The sequence below is a fragment of the Kitasatospora sp. NPDC043950 genome, from assembly GCF_056435345.1.
Window position 1 is genome coordinate 14,154 of record NZ_JBWKER010000070.1, and the last position, 21,084, is coordinate 35,237.

General features: G+C 72.8%; 14 protein-coding genes. 12 read left to right on the forward strand and 2 right to left on the reverse strand.

Annotated features, from left to right (window positions below; translation table 11 throughout):
* Nucleotides 1-115: 115 nt before the first annotated feature.
* On the reverse strand, nucleotides 116-2,764 hold the full coding sequence (locus AC07BF_RS33305) for a transglycosylase domain-containing protein (protein WP_363579860.1): 2,649 nt from the start codon (nucleotides 2,762-2,764) through the stop codon (nucleotides 116-118).
* 353 nt (nucleotides 2,765-3,117) lie between these two features.
* Here AC07BF_RS33305 and AC07BF_RS33310 point away from each other — a divergent pair, with 353 nt between their 5' ends.
* The 5 genes from AC07BF_RS33310 (at nucleotide 3,118) to AC07BF_RS33330 (ending at nucleotide 8,340) form a co-directional block, all read left to right on the forward strand.
* The gene (locus tag AC07BF_RS33310; RefSeq protein ID WP_063348480.1) at nucleotides 3,118-3,819 is read left to right on the forward strand and encodes a PadR family transcriptional regulator; all 702 of its coding nucleotides are present in this window, start codon (nucleotides 3,118-3,120) and stop codon (nucleotides 3,817-3,819) included.
* A gap of 126 nt (nucleotides 3,820-3,945) precedes the next feature.
* Nucleotides 3,946-5,028: an inositol-3-phosphate synthase gene (locus AC07BF_RS33315; RefSeq protein WP_363579861.1), complete on the forward strand. Its 1,083-nt coding sequence runs from the start codon at nucleotides 3,946-3,948 to the stop codon at nucleotides 5,026-5,028.
* 140 nt (nucleotides 5,029-5,168) lie between these two features.
* A complete protein-coding gene (locus AC07BF_RS33320) occupies nucleotides 5,169-6,506 on the forward strand; it encodes an MFS transporter (protein ID WP_363579862.1) in 1,338 nt (445 codons plus the stop codon).
* 96 nt (nucleotides 6,507-6,602) lie between these two features.
* Nucleotides 6,603-7,247 (forward strand): LppU/SCO3897 family protein, encoded by a 645-nt coding sequence (locus AC07BF_RS33325; protein ID WP_363579863.1) that lies wholly within the window; start codon nucleotides 6,603-6,605, stop codon nucleotides 7,245-7,247.
* A gap of 34 nt (nucleotides 7,248-7,281) precedes the next feature.
* Nucleotides 7,282-8,340: an LppU/SCO3897 family protein gene (locus AC07BF_RS33330; protein WP_478334332.1), complete on the forward strand. Its 1,059-nt coding sequence runs from the start codon at nucleotides 7,282-7,284 to the stop codon at nucleotides 8,338-8,340.
* Nucleotides 8,341-8,398: 58 nt separating this feature from the next.
* Here AC07BF_RS33330 and AC07BF_RS33335 read toward each other — a convergent pair whose 3' ends face one another.
* Nucleotides 8,399-9,799 carry a CCA tRNA nucleotidyltransferase gene (locus AC07BF_RS33335; RefSeq protein WP_400327508.1) on the reverse strand — a complete coding sequence of 467 codons (1,401 nt, stop codon included), beginning with the start codon at nucleotides 9,797-9,799 and terminating at the stop codon, nucleotides 8,399-8,401.
* Nucleotides 9,800-10,154: 355 nt separating this feature from the next.
* Here AC07BF_RS33335 and AC07BF_RS33340 point away from each other — a divergent pair, with 355 nt between their 5' ends.
* The 7 genes from AC07BF_RS33340 to trxA all read left to right on the forward strand — a co-directional run bounded on the left by AC07BF_RS33340 (nucleotide 10,155) and on the right by trxA (nucleotide 20,968).
* On the forward strand, nucleotides 10,155-12,725 hold the full coding sequence (locus AC07BF_RS33340) for a DUF6049 family protein (RefSeq protein WP_478334333.1): 2,571 nt from the start codon (nucleotides 10,155-10,157) through the stop codon (nucleotides 12,723-12,725).
* Nucleotides 12,726-12,782: 57 nt separating this feature from the next.
* Entirely contained in the window at nucleotides 12,783-15,299 is a 2,517-nt protein-coding gene (murJ, locus tag AC07BF_RS33345) for a murein biosynthesis integral membrane protein MurJ (RefSeq protein ID WP_478334334.1), read from the forward strand.
* 307 nt (nucleotides 15,300-15,606) lie between these two features.
* Nucleotides 15,607-17,580, forward strand: a complete 1,974-nt coding sequence (locus tag AC07BF_RS33350; RefSeq protein ID WP_363579867.1) for a protein kinase family protein — start codon at nucleotides 15,607-15,609, stop codon at nucleotides 17,578-17,580.
* A 48-nt stretch (nucleotides 17,581-17,628) separates the two neighbouring features.
* Entirely contained in the window at nucleotides 17,629-18,348 is a 720-nt protein-coding gene (gene sigM / locus AC07BF_RS33355; protein WP_400804292.1) for an RNA polymerase sigma factor SigM, read from the forward strand.
* On the forward strand, nucleotides 18,345-19,325 hold the full coding sequence (locus AC07BF_RS33360) for a hypothetical protein (RefSeq protein WP_478334335.1): 981 nt from the start codon (nucleotides 18,345-18,347) through the stop codon (nucleotides 19,323-19,325). The genes sigM and AC07BF_RS33360 overlap by 4 nt, the downstream gene beginning before the upstream one ends.
* Nucleotides 19,326-19,529: 204 nt before the next feature.
* Nucleotides 19,530-20,498 (forward strand): thioredoxin-disulfide reductase, encoded by a 969-nt coding sequence (gene trxB, locus AC07BF_RS33365; protein ID WP_363579870.1) that lies wholly within the window; start codon nucleotides 19,530-19,532, stop codon nucleotides 20,496-20,498.
* Nucleotides 20,499-20,641: 143 nt separating this feature from the next.
* Entirely contained in the window at nucleotides 20,642-20,968 is a 327-nt protein-coding gene (gene trxA / locus AC07BF_RS33370) for a thioredoxin (RefSeq protein WP_363579871.1), read from the forward strand.
* The last annotated feature ends 116 nt before the right edge of the window (nucleotides 20,969-21,084 follow it).

Genomic DNA, 21,084 nt, shown 5'->3' on the forward strand with positions numbered 1-21,084 from the left:
CCTTCCGCCTACCCCGCCCCCCAGGGAGAAAAAAAGCACGAGAGAACGGTCCGCCCCCCCCCCCCCCCCCCCCCCCCCCCACCGCCGTTCGGTTCATCCGCTCAGCGGGTGGTGGTCAGGGCAACAGCCCGTTGCCGGTCGAGGACGGTGTCGACGGCCTGCCGCTCGGCTTGGTGGTCGTCGGCGGGGGGTCCGTCGGCGGCGCCGTGGGCGGGGGCGTGCTGCAGCCGAGGAGGCCGCAGCTGCTCGTCGGACCGGGGTTGGTCGTCTTGTGCGTCGACGTCTGGCTCGGCTGCGTGCCCGGGCAGTCCACGCCCGGGACACAGCCCGGGCCCTGGCTGGACACGGGCGGCTGCGGCTGGTTGTTGTTGGTCGGCGGCGGCTGGTTGTTGGCCGGCTGGGTCGCGGGCGGGGCCGACGGGGTGTCGCTCGTCGTCGGCGTGGGCGTCATGCTCGGCGAGACCGGGGCGCCGGAGGAGTCCACCTCGGTGCCGACCGGCTGCGGGGTCGGGAAGTCCATCTTCTTCTCGTTGGCCAGCGCGGCCTTCATGTACCGGGTGAAGACGTCGGTCGGGATGTCACCACCGTGGATGGACTCCTTGCCGCCGGTGCCGTTGAGCGACAGCCGCTCGTGCTTGCTCGGGTCCTCGCGCCACATCGCGACGCTGGTCACCAGCTGCGGGGTGTAGCCGACCCACCAGGCCGACTTGTTCTGGTCGGTGGTACCGGTCTTGCCGGCCACCGGGCGGCCCAGCTCCTTGGCCTTGAAACCGGTACCGTTCTTCACCACGTTCACCAGCACGTCGGTGACGTTGTCCGCGACGGCCGGCTCCAGGGCGACCCGGGGGTCCTTCTTGCCGAAGCCCGGGCGCTCGATGCCGTTCACCTCGACCTTGGTGACCGAGTAGGGCTCGGCCTCCTTGCCGCTGGCCGCCAGGGTGCCGTAGGCGGTGGCCATCCGGATCGGGCTGATGGTGGAGGTGCCGAGGGCGAAGGTCGGGGTCTTCGGGTCGGCGAAGCTCTCCTTCCTGACGCCCATCTGCTCGGCGATGTTGGCCACGTTCTGACCGCCGACGTCCTGGTTGAGCTGGACGAAGGGCACGTTGAACGAGTTCTGCATGGCCGCCCGCAGCGAGACGTAACCGCGCTTGCCGGAGTCCTCGTTCTTCTGCCGGTAGGGCTTGCCGTCGTCGCCGATCACCAGCGAGCCGTCCGGCTTGCGGATCTCGGACATGTCGTCGGACAGGTAGCGGCTGTCGGCGTTGATCCGCTTCGGCTTGCCCTTGTCGTCGGTGGCCGTCTGGACGCCGATCTGCATGGCGGTCGCCAGCACGAAGGGCTTGAAGGTCGAGCCGACCTGGACGCCGATGGCGTCGGCGTTGTTGTCGAAGTGGCCGTTCTCCACGCCGTCGCCGCCGTAGAGGGCGACGATCGCGCCGTCGCCGGGGCGGATGCTGGCGGAGCCGAACTGGATGAAGGTGTCGTTGTTGGGGCGCTTCTGGGCGTTGAGGTTCTCGCCCTTGACGTCGTCGACGGCCTTCTTCAGGGCGTCGACCTTGTCCTTCTCGAAGGTGGTGTAGACCTTCAGACCGCCCTTGTCGATCATCTGCTGGGTGATCGTCTTGTCGGTGGCCATCAGGTACTTGTTGGCGGTGTCGACCAGGTAGCTGACCTCACCGTTCATGTTGGAGCTGGGCTTCTGCGGGATCGGGTCGGGGAAGGTGGCGCACTTCGCCCGCTCCTCCGGGGTGATGGCCTTGGTCTTCACCATGTTCTCGAGGATCCAGGCCCACCGCCCCTGGGCCCGCTCCTTGTTGGCCGGGTTGCTGGGGTCGTAGTACGACGCGCCCTTCAACAGGCCGGCCAGCATGGCGCTCTGACAGAGGTCGAGGTCCTTGGCGTCGACCCCGTAGTAGGCCTGCGCCGCGGCCTGGGCGCCGTTCGAGCCTCGACCGAACCAGCTGGTGTTCAGGTACCCCTTGAGGATGTCCGGTTTCTGCATCTTCTGATTGATCTTCAGCGTGATGAAGAACTCCTTCAGCTTGCGGCTGAGGGTCTGCTCCTGGCTGAGGTACGCGTTCTTCACGTACTGCTGGGTGATCGTCGAGGCGCCCTGGGTCTCGCCGCCCTTGGCCATGTTGTAGACGGCGCGGAGCATGCCCTTGGGGTCGATGCCGCTGTCCTCGCGGAAGGTCTGGTTCTCCGCCGCGATCACGGCGTTCTGCAGGTTGGGGCTGATGTCGGAGAGCTCGACGATCTGACGGTTGGTCTCACCCTTGCGGGTCATCTCCGAGCCGTCGGCCCAGTAGTAGATCGTGTTCTGGTCCTTCATCAGATCCTTGAGCTGCGGGATCTCAGTGGTCTGGTAGAGGTAGAACACCCCGCCCACGCAGGTGGCGAAGAAGATCAGGAAGCCGCTCAGCCACTGCCGCCAGGACGGCAGCCAGCGCCGGACGCCGGTCTTGCCGAACCGCGGGTAGTCGATGAACCGCTTCTTGCCGGGGCCTGCGGCGGCGGCCGCGGACGCGGAGGCGGCGGCAGCACCGCGCCGGCCGCCCTTGCCGCCCTTCTGGGCGGCCTTGCGCATCTCGGCGCGGCCCATCCGGGGCTGCTGAGCGGTCTCCCGTTCGCCCGGGGGGCGCCGGCGGCCGATGCCGTCCGAGCTCACCTCGTCCCGGCCGGGTCCGCCCTGACGGCCACCACCACCCGGGGGCTGCTGCCCGTCACCGCCCGGGCTGGGCGTCCTTCGCCGTCGTTCACTCATGTTGCAGCCACTCCTCGCCAGGCGGTTCCAGCCTGAAGGCAGGGTTCACGTCCGATGCCCGCCAACCGCCCTAACCCCGGAGGTGGTCCTCGTGCACACGCGACAGCGTACGCAGCCGGGAATCCCAACTAATCGGGCATCAGTCCCCAATGACCGCAAAACGGCAGCAGATCATTACACGCCCGTTGCCAATCACTCCTGCGCGTCGGCTTGTGATCACCTTCACGCGTGCCCCCCTTGCCCGTTCCGAGGGCCCGGTTTACTGTTCTCGATATATCGAGCCGATACATCGACGCGGCATACCGCCCGATGCAGCGGCCGGACGACGGCCGAGAGGAAGGAGGACGACGGCAATGGGCAGGCGCTCAGGAGTGCTGGAGTTCGCCGTTCTCGGTCTGCTCCACGACGCCCCGATGCACGGCTACGAGCTGCGCAAGCGGCTCAACGTCCTGCTCGGAACGTTGCGGGCGTTCTCGTACGGAACGCTCTACCCGTGCCTGAAGAGCCTGGTCGCCCAGGGTTTCCTGGTCGAGGACAACCCGGACGTCGAGTACGTCCCGGCCACCGCGCTCAACGGCAAGCGGTCCAAGACCGTCTACCGGCTCTCCCCCGAAGGCAAGCAGCGCTTCGAGGAACTGCTCGCCGACTCCGGGCCCGACGCCTGGGAGGACGAGCACTTCGGCGTCCACTTCGCGTTCTTCGGCCAGACCGACCGGGCCGTGCGGATGCGCGTCCTGGAAGGGCGCCGCAGCCGGCTGGAGGAGCGACTGGAGAAGATGCGCAACTCGTTGGCCCGGGCCCGCGAGCGGTTCGACGACTACACCGTCGAGCTGCAGCGGCACGGACTGGAGTCGGTGGAGCGCGAGGTCCGGTGGCTCAACGAGCTGATCGAGACCGAGCGGGCCAACCGCACCGGCCGGACCGGGCCCGCCACCGGCGGCAACACCACCGCCGTACCCCACAAGACTTCGGACGGCCGTGGCCAGGAGGAAGGGTCCCAGGACCCGCCCGGGCCACCGTACGACCGCCCGGGGCGCTCCGCCCAGGAGCGCTGACACCGCGTCAGCCCTGTGCCGCGCGGCAGGAGTGGGCGCCTCGCGCCCGTACAAGCAGTCATCGAAGAAGCAGGACGAGTGCCGTCGACCCCGGCGGCCCTCATGAGATCACAGGGAGCAACCGGAATGGGTTCGGTTCGCGTAGCCATCGTGGGCGTGGGCAACTGCGCCGCGTCGCTGGTGCAGGGTGTCGAGTACTACAAGGACGCCGACCCGGCCGGCAAGGTCCCCGGGCTGATGCACGTCCAGTTCGGTGAGTACCACGTCCGCGACGTGGAGTTCGTCGCCGCGTTCGACGTCGACGCCAAGAAGGTCGGCTTCGACCTGGCCGACGCCATCGGCAGCAGCGAGAACAACACCATCAAGATCTGCGACGTGCCGCCGACCGGCGTCACCGTCCAGCGCGGCCACACCCTCGACGGCCTGGGCAAGTACTACCGGGAGACCATCGAGGAGTCCGACGAGACCCCGGTCGACGTCGTCCAGGTCCTCAAGGACCAGCAGGTCGACGTCCTGGTCTGCTACCTGCCCGTCGGTTCCGAGGCCGCCGCCAAGTTCTACGCCCAGTGCGCCATCGACGCCAAGGTCGCCTTCGTGAACGCCCTGCCGGTGTTCATCGCGGGCACCAAGGAGTGGGCGGACAAGTTCACCGAGGCCGGCGTGCCGATCGTCGGTGACGACATCAAGTCCCAGGTCGGCGCCACCATCACGCACCGCGTGATGGCCAAGCTGTTCGAGGACCGCGGTGTCATCCTCGAGCGCACCATGCAGCTGAACGTCGGCGGCAACATGGACTTCAAGAACATGCTCGAGCGCGAGCGCCTGGAGTCCAAGAAGATCTCCAAGACCCAGGCCGTCACCTCGCAGATCCGCGACCGCGAGCTGGGCGCCAACAACGTCCACATCGGCCCGTCGGACTACGTGGCCTGGCTGGACGACCGCAAGTGGGCGTACGTCCGCCTGGAGGGCCGCGCGTTCGGCAACGTCCCGCTGAACCTGGAGTACAAGCTCGAGGTCTGGGACTCCCCGAACTCCGCCGGTGTCATCATCGACGCCGTGCGCGCCGCGAAGATCGCCAAGGACCGCGGCATCGGCGGCCCGATCCTGTCGGCCTCCTCGTACTTCATGAAGTCCCCGCCGGTGCAGTACTTCGACGACGAGGCCAAGGAGAACGTCGAGAAGTTCATCCGCGGCGAGGTCGAGCGCTGAGGTCGAGCGCCGGAGCCGGCGGCGGGTGACCGCCGCCGGCCGCGCCGAAGGGCCCACGATCATCGGATCGTGGGCCCTTCACCGTTTCTCGGCGAATGTTTCACGTGAAACGGCGGCCGGTTCCATGGCACTCTGGGCGGGTGGCGATCACCGAGAACGGCAGCACCCACCAGTCCGCACACCGTGCCACGCTTTTCGGTCTGCTCCGCGGCCGGGACTTCCGGCGGCTGCTGACCGCCCGGGTGCTCTCCCAGCTCTCGGACGGCGTCTTCCAGGTCTCGCTCGCCGCCTACGTCGTGTTCTCCCCGGAGAAGCAGTCCTCCCCCGCCGACATCGCCTCGGTGCTCGCCGTGATGCTGCTGCCGTTCTCGGTGATCGGCCCGTTCGCCGGGGTGCTGCTGGACCGCTGGCGCCGCCGCCAGGTGCTCTACTACGGCAACCTGGCCCGCTTCGGGCTCGGCCTGGGCACCGGCGCCCTGCTCCTGGCGGAGGCGCCGACCTGGCTGTTCTTCGCCTCGGCGCTGCTGGTCACCGCGCTCAACCGGTTCATCCTGGCCGGCCTGTCCGCCGCGCTGCCCCGGGTGGTCGAGCAGGACCAGCTGGTCACCGCCAACGCGCTCTCCCCCACGCTGGGCACGGTCGCCGCCGCCTCCGGCGGAGGGGTCGGCTTCCTGCTGCACCAGGTGATGACCCCCGGGCCGAAGGCCGACGCCGCGCTGGTCACGGTGGCCGCGCTGCTCTACCTGTCGGCCGCACTGGCCGCCCGCCGGATGGACCGCGACCTGCTCGGCCCGGAGAAGCACGGCGACCGCCCGGCGCTCGGCCAGGCGCTGGTCCGGGCCGCCGTCGAACTCGGCGCCGCCGTACGCCACTTGGTGCGGGACTGCCGGCCCGCCGTGCACGCGCTGGCCGCCGTCACCGCGGCCCGGTTCTGCTACGGCGTGCTGATCGTGGTCGTGGTGATGCTCGCCCGGTACACCTTCAACGACCCGGCCGACAGCGCGGCCGGACTGGTCACGCTCGGCCAGGCGGTCGGCCTGTCCGCCGCCGGGTTCTTCGTCGCCGCGGTGATCAGCCCCTGGTGCACCCGGCGGCTCGGCCTGGCCGGCTGGATGACGGTCTGCCTGGCGGCCCCGGTGCTCTTCGTCCCGGCGCTCGGCCTGAGCTTCACCCTGCTGCCCTGCCTGCTCGCGGCGCTGCTGCTCGGGGTGGTCACCCAGGGCACCAAGATCTGCGCCGACACCGTGGTCCAGGAGTCGGTCGAGGACGAGTACCGCGGCCGGGTCTTCGCGATCTACGACGTGCTGTTCAACGTCGCCTTCGTGACCGCCGCCCTGGTCACGGCGCTGGTGCTGCCGCTCTCCGGCCGCTCGGTCGTGGTGGTCGTCGGGGTCGCCGCGGTGTACGGGCTCTCGGCGCTCCTCTACCTGCGCTCCGCCCGGCGGTACGGGCCGCTCCCCGGCGACCAGGCCTCCTGAAGGCCCTCGGCCCCTCGGGACGGGGGCGTCCGACCGAGTCGCTAAGGTACGTCAGACCTGTCGGAGCGACAGCACTCGGCCTCGGGGGACGAACTGATGAGCACACCGCCCGGCCCGTACGGGCCACCTCCGCCGTACGGGCCGCCCCCGCAGCCGGCCCCGCCGTACGGGCAGGTGCCGTACATCCCGTCGCAGCCCCAACCCGCACCGCCCGGCTTCGGACCGCCGCAACCCGGACCGCCCCAGCCCGCACCGCCCGGCTTCGGACCGCCCCCGGCCTACGGCCAGCAGCCGCCCGGCTACGGCACCCAACCGCCGTACGGCCAGCAGCCGCCCGTCGGCCCGTACGGCTACCCGCCGCCCGCCCCGGCCGACGCGGCGCCCGCCGCGAAGCGCGGCGTCAAGGCGAAGCTGCGGATCGTCGGCGTGGTCGGCGGCTGCCTCGCGCTGGCCGTCGGCTACTTCGTCAGCGGGCCGAGCGTCAGCAGCGCCAAGCCCGGCGACTGCGTCCGGGTGAGCGGCACGCGCGATGTCGAGATCGTCAAGTGCACTGACACCAAAGCGAATTACCGGGTCCTTTCGACGTTCGGCGACACCACCGACGTGAACCGCTGCCGGCAGACACCGCAGACCACCAGCGCCGTCTCGGGCAAGAGCGGACGCCGCTGGAACAAGAAGCGGTACGTGCTCTGCCTCGGCCCGATGACCCCGGCCGGCGCCCCGCTGCCGGGGAAGGTCTGACCTCTCCACCACCACCGCATCCCCGGGGGATCTCTTGTCCGTTCCGCCGCCCCAGCTGCCGTACGGTGCCCCGTCGCCCGACGACGGCAACCCCTACGCCACCGGAAACCCCTACGGCCGGCCGACCCCGCCACCGCCGCCCGGCCCGCCGCCCGGCTACGGCTACCCGGCCGCCCCGCCACCGCCCGACCAGCCGTACGGCTACCCCCCGCAGCCCGCGCCCGGCTACGGGTACGGATACCCGCCGCCGGCGCCGCAGGACGGTCCCGCCTGCCGCTTCTGCGGCGGCTTTCCGGCCGTGGACGCCACCGTCCGCGGCCACCAGGGCCTGGTCCTGGCCTACCGGATGCTGCGGATGCCGGGCCCGTTCTGCCGCACCTGCGGAACGGCGACGGTGCGCGACCTGTCCGCCCGCACCCTGGTCCAGGGCTGGTGGAGCCCGGCGTCGGTGCTGCTGGCGCCGATCACCCTGCTGCTGAACCTCGCCGCCAACGGCAAGGTCAAGCGGCTGCCGCCGCCCGTCCCGGGCAGCCACGGCCCCCAGCTCGACCCCGGCGTCCCGCTGGGCCGGCGTCCGCACGCGCTGATGCTGCTGCTGCCGCTCTCGGTGGTCGTCACGCTCGTCCTGGCCGCCACCGGGGTGCTCGGCCCGAAGGACGACAGCCCGGCCGCGCCGATCGCGGTACCGACGGTGGCGGTGCCCCCGGTGACCACCTTCTCGGCGCCACCGCTGCCGACCCACGCGCCGCGGCCGTTCCCCTCGCCGACGTTCAGCATGCCGCCGGTGCCCACCATCACGCTGCCGCCGCCGACCGCCCCCAGCACCGCGGCCGACAGCATCGACCGGGCCAACCCCGGCGACTGCCTGCGCAACGAGAACGGCACCGGCGCGACCCACGACGCCAACCCGAAGATCACCATGCTGCCCTGCGGCGACTCCCGCGCCCAGTACAAGGTGGTCTTCAAGTACCTGGCCACGTCCGATGAGAAGGTCTGCGAGAAGCAGCCGAAGTCGGACAGCACCTACACCCGCACCTACTCCAACCTGCCGGCCCTCAACTACGTGCTCTGCCTGCAGAGCCTCCACGGCTGACCCGGCACGCCCGAGGGGTGGTCCCGGCCGACGCCGGGACCACCCCTCGCAGCGTCGCTCAGCCCTGCTGCTCGGCCCACCAGGCCCGCAGCGCGGCCACCGCCTCGTCGTGCTCCAGCGGGCCGTGCTCCAGCCGGAGTTCGAGCATGTGCTTGTACGCCTTGCCGACCTGCGGGCCGGGCTTGAGCCCGAGCAGCTCCATGATCTGGTTGCCGTCCAGCGCCGGGCGGACGGCGTCCAGCTCCTCCTGGGCCTTCAGCTCGGTGATCCGCTGCTCCAGGCCGTCGTAGGTGCGCGACAGCGCCGCCGCCTTCTTGCGGTTGCGGGTGGTGCAGTCGGAGCGGGTGAGCTTGTGCAGGCGCTCCAGCAGCGGTCCGGCGTCGGTGACGTAGCGGCGCACCGCGGAGTCCGTCCACTCGCCGCCGCCGTAGCCGTGGAAGCGCAGGTGCAGTTCGACCAGGTGCGAGACGTCCTCGGTGAGCTCCTTGGAGTACTTGAGCTCGCGCATCCGCTTGCGGGTCATCTTGGCGCCGACCACCTCGTGGTGGTGGAAGGAGACCCGGCCGTCCGACTCGAAGCGGCGGGTGCGCGGCTTGCCGATGTCGTGCAGCAGCGCGGCCAGCCGCAGGGTGAGGTCCGGGCCGTCCTGCTCCAGGTCGACGGCCTGTTCCAGGACGGTCAGCGAGTGCTCGTAGACGTCCTTGTGCCGGTGGTGCTCGTCCCGCTCCAGCCGCAGTGCGGGCAGCTCGGGCAGCACGTGGTCGGCCAGGCCGGTGTCGACCAGCAGCCGCAGGCCCTTCACCGGGTGCTTGGCCAGCAGCAGCTTGTTCAGCTCGGCCTGGACGCGTTCGGCGGACACGATGGTGATCCGCTCGGCCATCGCGGTCATCGCGGCGACGACCTCGGGGGCCGGCTCGAAGTCGAGCTGGGCGGCGAAGCGGGCGGCGCGCATCATCCGCAGCGGGTCGTCGGAGAAGGACTCCTCGGGGGTCGCGGGGGTGCGCAGCACCCGGGCCTCCAGGTCCTCCAGGCCGTGGTGCGGGTCGATGAAGCCGCGGCCGGGCAGGTCGACGGCCATCGCGTTGACGGTGAAGTCCCGGCGGACCAGGTCCTGCTCGATGGTGTCGCCGTAGGTGACCTCGGGCTTGCGGGAGGTCCGGTCGTACGCCTCGGAGCGGTAGGTGGTGATCTCGATCAGGAAGGAGCCCTCGGGGGTGTCCTTGCGGGCGCCGACCGTGCCGAACGCGATGCCGACGTCCCAGACCGCGTCCGCCCAGCCCTTGACCAGCCTGAGCACCTGCTGCGGGCGGGCGTCGGTGGTGAAGTCCAGGTCGTTGCCGAGCCTGCCGAGCAGGGCGTCCCGCACCGAGCCGCCGACCAGGGCCAGCCGGTGGCCGGCCGCCTCGAACCGACGGGCGATCTCGTCGGCCACCGGCGACACCCGCAGCAGCTCTTGCAGCCCCAGGGTCTGGGCCTCGCTCAGGCCTGGGACGGCCTGGACGGCGGTGCTGGAACGGTCGAGGTGCGCGGTGGACTCATTGGCAGTGGACACGGCTCACAAGAGTACGTGGCCCGGCAGGTCAACCGCCCGCGCGTTTTGGGCGTCTCACCCCAAGGCCCGCAACACTGCACCACGGGCTGCATCGTTACCATGCCGGTGGACGAGTCTCGGGCACCGGACAGGGGATGCGGTGTCGCGTGCCGCCGTGGACGGCGGAGCTCCCGCGGCACCAGCGCGGCGAACAGCGTCAAGCGAAGAACGTCAAGCGAACAGCATCAGCAGCGAGCGATCGAGAACGGCGAGGGCGGAACGAGTGAGTGAGCCGGCACGGCACTCGGGCCTGGGGGCGGACCGACGGCCCGGAAGGACCGAACGCCCCGTCGAAGGGCACGGTACGGGGCGGCGCGCGGGGCGGGCGGCCCGCCGCCTCGCCGCCGTCTGCGGGGCCGCCCTGGCCCTGTTCTCGGCGGTCGCCCCGGCCGCGGCGCTACCCGCCGGGGGCGGCATCCGGCCGACCGCCGACAACGGCGTCTCGGCCGAGTACCCGGTGGAGTTGACCATCGAGACGGTGGCACCGCAGGTGGCCAGCCCGAACGGCATCGTGAAGATCACCGGGCACGTCACCAACACCGGCAAGGCGGCGGTCAAGAACGCCCATGCGGCCGTCCGCAAGCCGCTGTCCAGCAAGCCGCTGCAGCGGCGCAGCGACCTGTCCCTGGTGACCACCCGCAGCGGCCCGAGCAACTCCGACGGCGTGGAGCTGGACAGCCCGCAGTACGCCCTGCCGGAGCTGGGCCCGGGCCAGAACCAGCCCTACACCCTGAGCGTCTCGGTGAGCGACCTCGGACTGTCCGACAGCGGCGTCTACGAGCTCGCGGTGGACGCCTGGGGCTCGACCGCCGACAACCAGCGCGACCGGCCACTGGGCATCGCCCGGACCTTCCTGCCGTACAACCCGGGCGGCGCCGAGGCGCAGCCCAGCAAGGTCACCACGCTCTGGCCGCTGGTGCACGCGCCGGTGCTGGCCGCGCAGACCTACTCCGACAACGACCAGCCCGTCCCCGTCCTGCGCGACGACAGCCTGACCGCCGAGTTCTCCCCGGGAGGCCGGCTGTACGAGCTGGTGGACACCGGGGCCAAGATGACCGGGCTGACCTGGGTGGTCGACCCGGACCTGCTGGACACCGCGTTCGCGATGACCAAGCAGTACCGGGTGCAGAAGCCGGGCCAGGACGTCGTCGGCAAGCCGGCCAAGGACGACAACACCGTCCCCGGCACCGGCCAGGCCGCCGCCGCGGCCTGGCTGGACAAGCTGCGGACCGCCGTCGCCAAGCCGGGCGGCCAGGTGGTGTCGCTGCCCTACGCCGACCCGGACCTCGCCTCGATCGCGCACAACGGCGCCGACCTGACCGGGATGGGCACCGCCCTGGGCAAGGCGGCCACCGCCGGCCGGCTCACCGTCGAGGGCCGGCTGTCCGTCGACACCCGCTCGGACGTGGCCTGGCCGTACCAGGGCTACCTGGACCAGCAGATCGCCGGCGTCGCCCAGCAGGCCGGCAACGGCCTGGTCCTGGTCAACGGCGCGAGCATGCCGGAGCCGGACGCGATGAACTACACCCCGACCGCGGTGCGCCCGATCGGCAACGGGCAGAACGCGGTGGTCGCCGACGAGACCGTCTCCTCGCTGTTCCAGACCGACCTCGCCTCCCCGCAGGCGCAGTCCAGGGCGAACCAGCGCTTCCTCGCCGAGACCTACACGATCACCCACGAGCAGCCGCAGAACCAGCGCGGCCTGCTGGTGATGCCGCCGCGCGACCTGACCGCGAGCACCGCCAAGGTGCTGGCGGACGCCCTGCAGACGGCCTCCGACAACAAGTGGCTCGCCCCGGTCAAGCTGGACGCCCTGGCCCAGGCCGCGCCCGACCCGAAGGCCAACACCACCGTCCCGGCGGCCGCCGACTACCCGGCCCAGGCCCGCGCCTCGGAGCTGTCCGCGGCCGAGCTGAGCAGCACCGACGAGATCCAGCAGAACCTGGACACGCTGATGCGGGTGCTCACCCTGCCGCAGCGGGTGCGCGGCCCGTTCAGCGCCGCGATGGTCCGCTCGCTGTCCACCGAGTGGCGCACCAACACGGCGGTCGGCAGCACCTACCGCGAGGACGTCGCCAAGTACCTGGACGAACTGACCGGGGCCGTCCGGGTGACGAAGAAGAACGTGGTCACCCTCGCCGGCGACACCGGCCTGGTGCCGGTCAGCGTCCGCAACGACCTCACCCAGACCGTCACCAACCTCAAGCTGGTGCTCACCTCGACCCAGCCGAACCGGCTGCGGGTGGGCAAGGAGGAGGAACTGGTCATCCCCGCCGCCCAGAGCGCCACCCTCCGGTTCCAGGCCGAGGCGCGCAACAACGGCCCGGTCACCATGACCGCCCAGCTCTGGACCACCGGCCCCAACCCGCAGAAGTACGGCGAACCGCAGCAGTTCACGGTGGAGGTCACCTCGGTGACCAACGGCGTGCTGTACGTCTTCGCGGCCGCCGCCGCCCTGCTGCTGCTGGCCGCGCTGCGCTTCGTGCGCCAGCGCAAGCGGCGGGCCGGGCAGCCGCACGCCGACGGCGACCAGCCGGTCGACGGCCCGGCGGCGGGCGGCGCACCGGCCCCGGCGGCGGACGGGGCCCGGGACGGGGCGCAGGACGCGGGCGGGGACGCGAGCGGGGAGAAGCCCGACGGCGAGGCCGGGGGCGGTGCCGGCGAACCCGCCGGGAACGGCCCCGAAGACGGCTCCGACGGCGGATCCGCCGAGGCCGGCCCCGCGCAGACACCGCGCGGCAGCAACGCGGATGGCCGGGATCGGACCGCCAGTGATGAGAAGGTTGGTCCTTGATACCGCCGACCCCCCGCAACGCCGGGCCGGCCTCCCCCACGACAGCGAAGAGGTGACATGACCGGGCGCAGCGAGGAGCGGCCGCCGGGCCGCGGTGAGAACCGGCCGGGCGCCGAGTCGCCGTCCGGCGACTGGTACGTGGCCGACACCTACGCCCAGGACCCGTACGCGGCCGACGCGTACGGGAACCCGCAGGCCGGCCAGGACCCGTACGGTCTGCGGGCCGACCGGCCCGCGGCGCCTCAGCCGCCGGCCACCGCGTACGACGTGCCGCCGCAGCTGCCGCCGCAGGGCGGCGGCTACCCGACGCCGGTGCCGCCGGCGCAGTACTCGGCGCCGACGCCGTTCGCGGCCCCGGTGCCGCCCGTGCAGCCCGGCTGGGACACCCCGGTGCCGCCCGTGCAGCCCGGCTGGGACACCCCGGTGCAGGCCGCCTGGCAGGAGGCCCCGGCTCCGGCCGGCGGCGGCCAGTGGGGTGGCCCTGAGCAGCCCCGGCCGCAGTGGGAGCCGGGCCCGGCGCACTCGACCTGGGACAGCGAGACCACCGAGTACGTCGGGGTGGACGCGCTGTTCGGCGGCCACCAGGCGCAGGCCGCGGCCCAGCCGCCGGTGCCCCCGCCCGCCCCGGCGCACCCGGCGGCACCGCCGGTCGCGCCCCCGCCCCCCGCCGCCGCCGTGCCGCCGGTCGCCCCCGCGCCGTACCCTCCGATGGGCGGCTACCAGGGGCAGCAGCAGTACGCCGGCCCGGACGGGCACCGCCCCTTCGTCCCCCCGATCGAGTTCGACCCGCCGCTCTCCGAGGACGAGGCCACCATGCAGGTGGCCGCCGTGGCGGTGCCGCCAGCGGTGGAGCCGCTGACGGACCTCGTCGCCGAGGAGCGCGCCGCACAGCTGGCGCCCGCGGCCGAGCCCGCCCCGGCGGCCGGCGGCGGCAAGGTCGCGAGCCTGCTGAACTCCAGCGCGATCATGGCAGCGGGCACGCTGGTCTCCCGCGGCACCGGCTTCGTCCGGACCATGGTGATCACCGCGGCCATCGGCGTCGCCGTCATGGGCGACTCGTACAACGCCGCGTACACCCTGCCGACCCTGCTGTACATCCTGATCGGCGGCGGCGCGCTGAACGCCGTCTTCGTGCCGCAGCTGGTGCGCAGCATGAAGAACGACGAGGACGGCGGCACCGCGTACGCCAGCCGGCTGCTCACCCTGGTGATGGTCGGGCTCGGTGGCGTGGTGTTCCTCGCGGTGCTCGGGGCACCGCTGCTGGTGCAGCTGATCTCGCACTCGATGATGGAGAACGCGGACCGCGCCGAGACCACGGTCGCGCTGGCCCGGTACTGCCTGCCGACCATCTTCTTCATGGGCGTCCACGTGGTGATGGGGCAGATCCTCAACGCCCGCGGCCGGTTCGGCGCCATGATGTGGACCCCGGTCCTCAACAACATCGTGGTGATCTTCACCTTCGGCGCCTACATCTGGGTGTTCGGCGGCTACAGCGGCACTCAGGTGACCCCCGAGGGCATCTCGCCCGAGGGCGTCCGGCTGCTCGGCCTCGGCACCCTGCTCGGCCTGGTCGTCCAGTCGCTGGCGATGATCCCGTACCTGCGGTCGGCCGGCTTCCGCTACCGGCCGCGCTTCGACTGGCGCGGCCACGGCCTGGGCAAGGCCGCCCGGCTGGCCAAGTGGACCTTCTTCTTCGTGCTCGCCAACCAGGCCGGCTACCTGGTCATCACCCAGCTGGCCACCGCCGCCGGCAGCGCCGCCGAGAAGGGCGGCCACGAGGGCGTCGGCCTCGCGGCGTTCTCCAACGCCCTGCTGATCTGGCAGCTCCCGCAGGCCGTGATCACCGTCTCGATCATGAGCGCGGTGCTCCCCCGGCTCTCCCGGGCGGCGGCCGACGAGGACGCCGGCGCCGTCCGCGACGACCTGTCGTACGGGCTGCGCACCACCGCGGTGGCGGTCGTCCCGGGCGCCTTCCTGTTCCTGTCGCTCGGCCCGGTGATCGCCCGCTCGATCTACGGGATCGGCGGCGGTGACCGGGCCCTGGACAACGCCACCAACGTCGGCCTGATGCTGTCGGCCTTCGCGCTCGGGCTGATCCCGTACTCGGCCCAGTACGTGATGCTGCGCGGCTTCTACGCCTACGAGGACACCCGGACGCCGTTCTCCAACACCGTCTGGGTCGCGGTCTGCCAGGCCGGGTTCTCGGTGCTCTGCTGGTTCACGCTGCCCGCCCAGTGGGCCGTGATCGGGATGTCCTTCGGCTATGGTCTGGCCTACGCCGTCGGGGTGGCGGTCGCACTGCCGAAGCTGAAGAAGAAGATCGGCGGGCTGGACAGCAAGCGGATCGGCAAGACGTACAGCCGGCTGGCCACCGCCGGCGTGCCGTCCGCGCTGGTCGGCCTCGGCGTCAGCCTGGCGGTCCAGCAGGTGCTCGACGGCTGGATGGGCAGCGTGCTGTCCCTCGTCGCGGGCGGCGGCCTCCAGCTGGCCGTGTTCGTGCTGATCGCGAAGCGCCTGCGGATCGAGGAGCTCAACGCCATGCTCGGCATGGTGCGCGGCCGGCTGGGCCGCTGATCCACCACACCGACCGACCGGACGAGCGGGCGCCCTGACCGGGTGTCAACGGGAGCCACCGGCTCCTCCGCCCGTCCGGCCGGGTGCCGGGCCGCCGCCCGCGCCCGGCTCCGCCCGGGCCGCGAGATGGCGGCCCGGTGTCGGATCTGCACCACATCTCTCCACCAGCACGCAACCGAGCGCGCCCCTCAGCGGTCGTACTCGGTGGAGAAGAGTGGGCACAATTGTCCTGGAGCACGTGGCCGCCAACCCGCGGGCTCCAGCGACTCTCTCAAGCCGGGGCGACACAAGGGGAGGCAGGACCACGGTGGCTGATGGCACCAAGGCGGTCGTCGACACGTCAGCAGCTGACGCGGCGGCGGACGAGGCCGCACTGGCCGCGGCGATCGACGAGCTCACGGCGGGGAAGGCCGCCCCGGCGGGCGCCGCCGACACCTCCTCCAAGGACCCGTCCGAGGACGCGCCCGAGGACCGGGGCGCCGCCCCGGACACCCCGGTGGCCGCCGACGCGGGCACCGACGCCTCCGACGCCGGCCAGGACACCCCCCACGGCGAGGAGACCTCGGAGATCACCGCTCCGCTCTCGGCCCACGAGATCGCCGCCGAGCTGGCCGCGGGCACCGCCCGGCGCAAGCCCGCCGCCCCGGAGCCCGCGGCCGCCAAGCGCCGCCCCACCGACCCGCAGCCCACCGTCGACCCGCGCGACACCGCCACCCTGCCCCGCACCCTCCCCGCCCCGCTGCGGCACAGCGGCGACATGATCGGCCACCGGTACCGGCTGGAGGAGTGCATCTCCCAGACCGAGACCTTCAGCAGCTGGCGCGCGGTCGACGAGAAGCTGCGCCGGGCCGTCGGCGTCCACCTGATGGCCTCCGGCCACCAGCGCGCCCGCAAGGTGCTCGCCGCCGCGAAGTCCGCCGCCCTGCTCGGCGACCCGCGCTTCGTCCAGGTCCTGGACGCCGTCCAGGAGGGCGAGCTGGTCTACGTCGTGCGGGAGTGGCTGCCGCACGCCTCCGACCTCGCCAAGCTGCTCGCCGACGGCCCGATGGAGCCGCACGAGGCGTACCAGATGGTCCGCCAGGTGACCGACGCGGTCGCCGCCGCCCACCGGCGCGGCCAGGCCCACCTGCGGCTCACCCCGCGCTGCGTGCTGCGCACCGACAGCGGCCAGTACCGGATCAACGGCATCGCGGTGGACGCCGCCCTGCGCGGGCTGCCCGACGAGGACGGCACCGACGGCTCCGAGCGCACCGACACCCGCGCGATCGGCGCCCTGCTGTTCGCCGCGCTCACCCACCGCTGGCCCTACCCGGAGGACCGCTACGACCTCCAGGGCCTGCCCAAGGGCCTCCAGAACGCCGCGCCGGACCAGGTCCGCGCGGGCGTCCACAAGGGCCTGTCCGAGCTGGCCGCGCGGGCCCTGTTCGACCACCCGCCGCACCACGCCGAGCCGATCACCACCCCGGAGGAGCTGACCCGGGCGATCGCGCAGATGCCCCGGATCCGCCAGCCCGAACCGGAGCTGCCCGCCTTCCCGGCCCCGCCCCGGCACAACACCCACGCGCTGCCGACCGCGCCCAACCCGACCCGGGTGGCCGACCCGGCCGTCGCCCCGCTGCCCGCCTCGTCCCGGCCGACCTCGAACCGGCGCACCCGGCGGCGGCTGCGCCGAGTCGTCAAGGCGACGGCCTGGACGGTCGCCCTGGGCGCCATCGGCGTCGCCTCCTGGCAGTTCGTGGACAACCTGCGCAACACCGGACCGGGCACCCCCCCGCGGGCCTCGGCCACCAGCGACGCACCGACCCCGCAGGCCAGCACCCACAATCCGACGCCGATCGCGCCCAAGGCCGCCCTCTCGTACAACCCGAAGGGCGACTCGGCGGAATCCGCCTGGGCCCTCCCCAAGGCCATCGACGGCGACCCCAGCACGAGCTGGCCGACCTTCGGCTACGACGACCAGTTCGTCCCGGGCGGCTACAAGGAGGGCACCGGTCTGCTGATCGACCTCGGCTCGCCGCACGCCGTCAGCTCGGTGAGCGTCCAGTTCGTCGGCACCACCACGGCCGAGCTGCGGATCCCGAACGGCCAGGCGGCGGACAACCCGCAGAAGGCGCCGCTGACCTCCTTCACGACCGTGGGGAAGAAGAGCGGCAGCAGCGTCGACTTCGCTCTCAACGCCCCGACGAACACCCGCTTCCTCTTGATCTGGCTGACCAGCCTGCCGAAGGATACGGATGGCAAGTTCCGCGGGCAGGTCGCCGAGGTCAAGGTCTCCGGCTGACCGGAGGTCCGGCCTGCGGAACGACGGCGAGGGGGGCGAGGGGTGACGGTGGCGGAGGACGACGCGGCGCTGCTCGCCCGGCACGTCGCCGGCGACCCGGACGCCTTCGGCCTCCTGGTGAACCGCCACCGCGACCGGCTCTGGGCGGTCGCCCTGCGCACCCTGGGCGACCGCGAGGAGGCCGCCGACGCCCTCCAGGACGCCCTGGTCTCCGCCTTCCGCGCCGCCCCCGGCTTCCAGGGCCGCTCGGCGGTCACCACCTGGCTGCACCGGATCGTGGTCAACGCCTGTCTGGACCGCGCCCGGCGCAGCGCCACCCGCCGCACCACCCCGCTCGACGAGGACCCGCGGCGCCTGGACACCCTGGTCGGCGCCGCGGAACCGGCCGACTCCCCGGTGGTCCGGGCCGAGGTGCAGCGCGAGCTGGCCGCCGCGCTCGCCGAGCTGCCCGCCGAGCAGCGGGCCGCGCTGGTCCTGGTCGACATGCAGGGCTACCCCGTCGCCGAGGCCGCCGAGCTGCTGGGCGTCCCGGTGGGCACGGTGAAGAGCCGCTGCGCCCGGGGCCGGGCCCGGCTGCTCCCGCTGGTCCGCCACCTGCGCGAGAGCGGCGGCGGGCCGGATGTTTCACGTGAAACACCGAACGCCCCCGGCGCGGCCCCGCCACCTCGGCGGAACGCGCCGGGGAACCCGACGGGCACCGGCACCGTCACAGGGACAGGCCCGAACACCGGTCGGACGGTTCTGGAAGGAGACGCGAGCACGCGATGACGGCCCACCTCTCCTCCCCCGGCCCCGCCGGCCCCGCCGAGGACCACCCCTCCGTCGACGAGCTCGCCGACCTCGCCGAGGGGCTGGTCGAGTCCGCCGACGCCGCCCGGACGCTGCGTCGGCACCTGGACGGCTGCGCCGAGTGCCGCGAGACCGCCGACGCACTCGGTGAGGTCCAGGCACTGCTCGGCGCCGTCGAAGCCCCGCCGATGCCCGCCGACGTCGCCGCCCGGCTGGACGCCGCCCTCGCCTCGGCCGCCGCCTCCGCAGCGGCGGAGGAGGCCGAGAACGCCCCCCTCGCAGCCTCCCGGGCCGCCGCCCCTGCCCCGGCCGCCCGGGCCGCCGCGGCGCCCGCCGCACCCCCTTCCCGGCCCGCCGCGCCCACCGGCCCGGGCCGGCCCCGCCCCCGCCCCCGGCGGCGGCGCGCCGGCCTGCTGCTCGGCGCGGCCGCCGCCCTGGCCGCGATCGCCCTCGGCGCAGCCCTGCTGCTGCACCCGGCCGGCCAGGACGACCAGCACCCGGCCCTGTCCGCCGGCGCCCCCGCCTCCGCCTCCCTCGGCACCGGCGCGAGCCCCGGCACGGCGCAGAGCTCCCGCGCCGACCACGCCGCGGGAGCCGGCCCGACCTACCAGGACGATCAGCTCGCCACCCAGATCCAGCAGCTGCTGGCCCGGTCGGGCACCGCCCCCGGACTGCGCCCGACCGGGCCCGCCAAGCCCTCCGCCGCGATGCCCGCCGACGGCCGCCAGGAGCTCACCGCCCAGGCCTCCCCGCCGTCATCCCCGCCGTCATCCCCGCCGTCCTGCCCGGCCCCCGCCGAGGGTGTGCCGCTGGCCACCGACCACGGCAGCTACGCGGGCGCCCCGGTCGAGGTCCTGGTCTACCCTGCGCCCGGCCGGCCCGGGTTCGCGGACGTCTACCTGCGCTCCCCCGGCTGCGGCCCGGTCGTGCTGCAGCGCACCGTCCCCACCCGTTGACGTCCCGGGGATCGGAGGTCCCGGGGATCGGGGCTCCGTTCCCATGCGATCGACGAGCGGGGCGCCGCGCCGCTCCCACAGTGCGGCCGCCTGGTACTGATCCGCCTGGGAATGCGAGACACTGGTCAGTCGTTGTCCCGGGCGGCGGAGCAGAACCGCCCTCCCCGCACCTAGCGCGGGTCGCGATGCGAACCAGGAGATGCAGTGAGCGACGTCCGTAACGTGATCATCATCGGTTCCGGCCCGGCCGGCTACACGGCCGCGCTCTACACGGCGCGGGCCTCCCTCAAGCCGCTGGTGTTCGAGGGGGCCGTCACCGCCGGCGGCGCCCTGATGAACACCACCGAGGTCGAGAACTTCCCGGGCTTCCGGGACGGCATCATGGGCCCCGAGCTGATGGACAACATGCGGGCGCAGGCCGAGCGCTTCGGTGCCGAGCTGATCCCGGACGACATCGTCTCGGTCGACCTCACCGGTGACATCAAGACCGTCACCGACTCCGAGGGCAACGTGCACCGGGCGCGCGCCGTGATCGTCACCACCGGCTCCCAGCACCGCAAGCTCGGCCTGCCGAACGAGGACAAGCTCTCCGGTCGCGGTGTCTCCTGGTGCGCCACCTGCGACGGCTTCTTCTTCCGCGACCAGGACATCGCGGTGGTCGGCGGCGGCGACACCGCCCTGGAGGAGGCGACCTTCCTCTCCCGCTTCGCCAAGAGCGTCACGATCATCCACCGCCGGGACAGCCTGCGCGCCTCCAAGGCGATGCAGGAGCGCGCCTTCGCCGACGAGAAGATCCGCTTCGAGTGGGACAGCGCGGTCGAGGCCATCCACGGCGACCCGAAGCTGAGCGGCGTCACCCTGCGCGACACCACCACCGGCGAGACCCGCGAGCTGGCCGTCACCGGCCTGTTCATCGCGATCGGCCACGACCCGCGCACCGACCTGTTCAAGGGCCAGCTGGACCTCGACGCGGAGGGCTACCTCAAGGTCGAGGCGCCCTCGACCCGGACCAACATCCCGGGCGTGTTCGGCGCCGGCGACGTCGTGGACCACACCTACCGCCAGGCCATCACGGCCTCCGGCACCGGCTGCTCCGCCGCGCTGGACGCCGAGCGCCACCTCGCCGCCCTGGACGACCTGGAGGCCAAGGCCACCGCCGCCGTGGCGGTCTGACCCCCTCGCCACCGACCGACCCCCGCGGGGGTGTGACACCCGTTTCACGTGAAACACCCCCGCCCCGGCCAGGGCGAAACAGAACGGGCCCGCCCGTTGTTCACCTGGCAGCAGCCCCCTCCGTCCGAACCCGAGGAGTTCCCGTGGCCGGCGCCACCACCACCGTCACCGACGCGACGTTCAAGGCCGACGTCCTGGACAGCGACAAGCCCGTGCTCGTCGACTTCTGGGCCACCTGGTGCGGCCCGTGCCGCCAGGTCGCCCCGATCCTGGACGAGATCGCGTCCGAGCACGGCGACAAGCTGACCATCGCCAAGCTGGACGTGGACGCCAACCAGGCGACCGCCGCCCAGTACGGCGTCATCTCGATCCCGACCCTGATCCTCTACAAGGGCGGCGAGCCGGTGAAGTCCATCACCGGTGCCCGTCCGAAGGCCGCGCTGCTGCGCGAGCTGGACGGCTTCATCTAGGTCGACCGGTCGTCGACCGTACGACGGCGGGGGGGGGGGGGGGGGGGGGGGGGGGGGGGGGGGGGGGGGGGGGGGGGGGGGGGGGGGGGGGGGGGGGGGGGGGGGGGGGGGGGGGG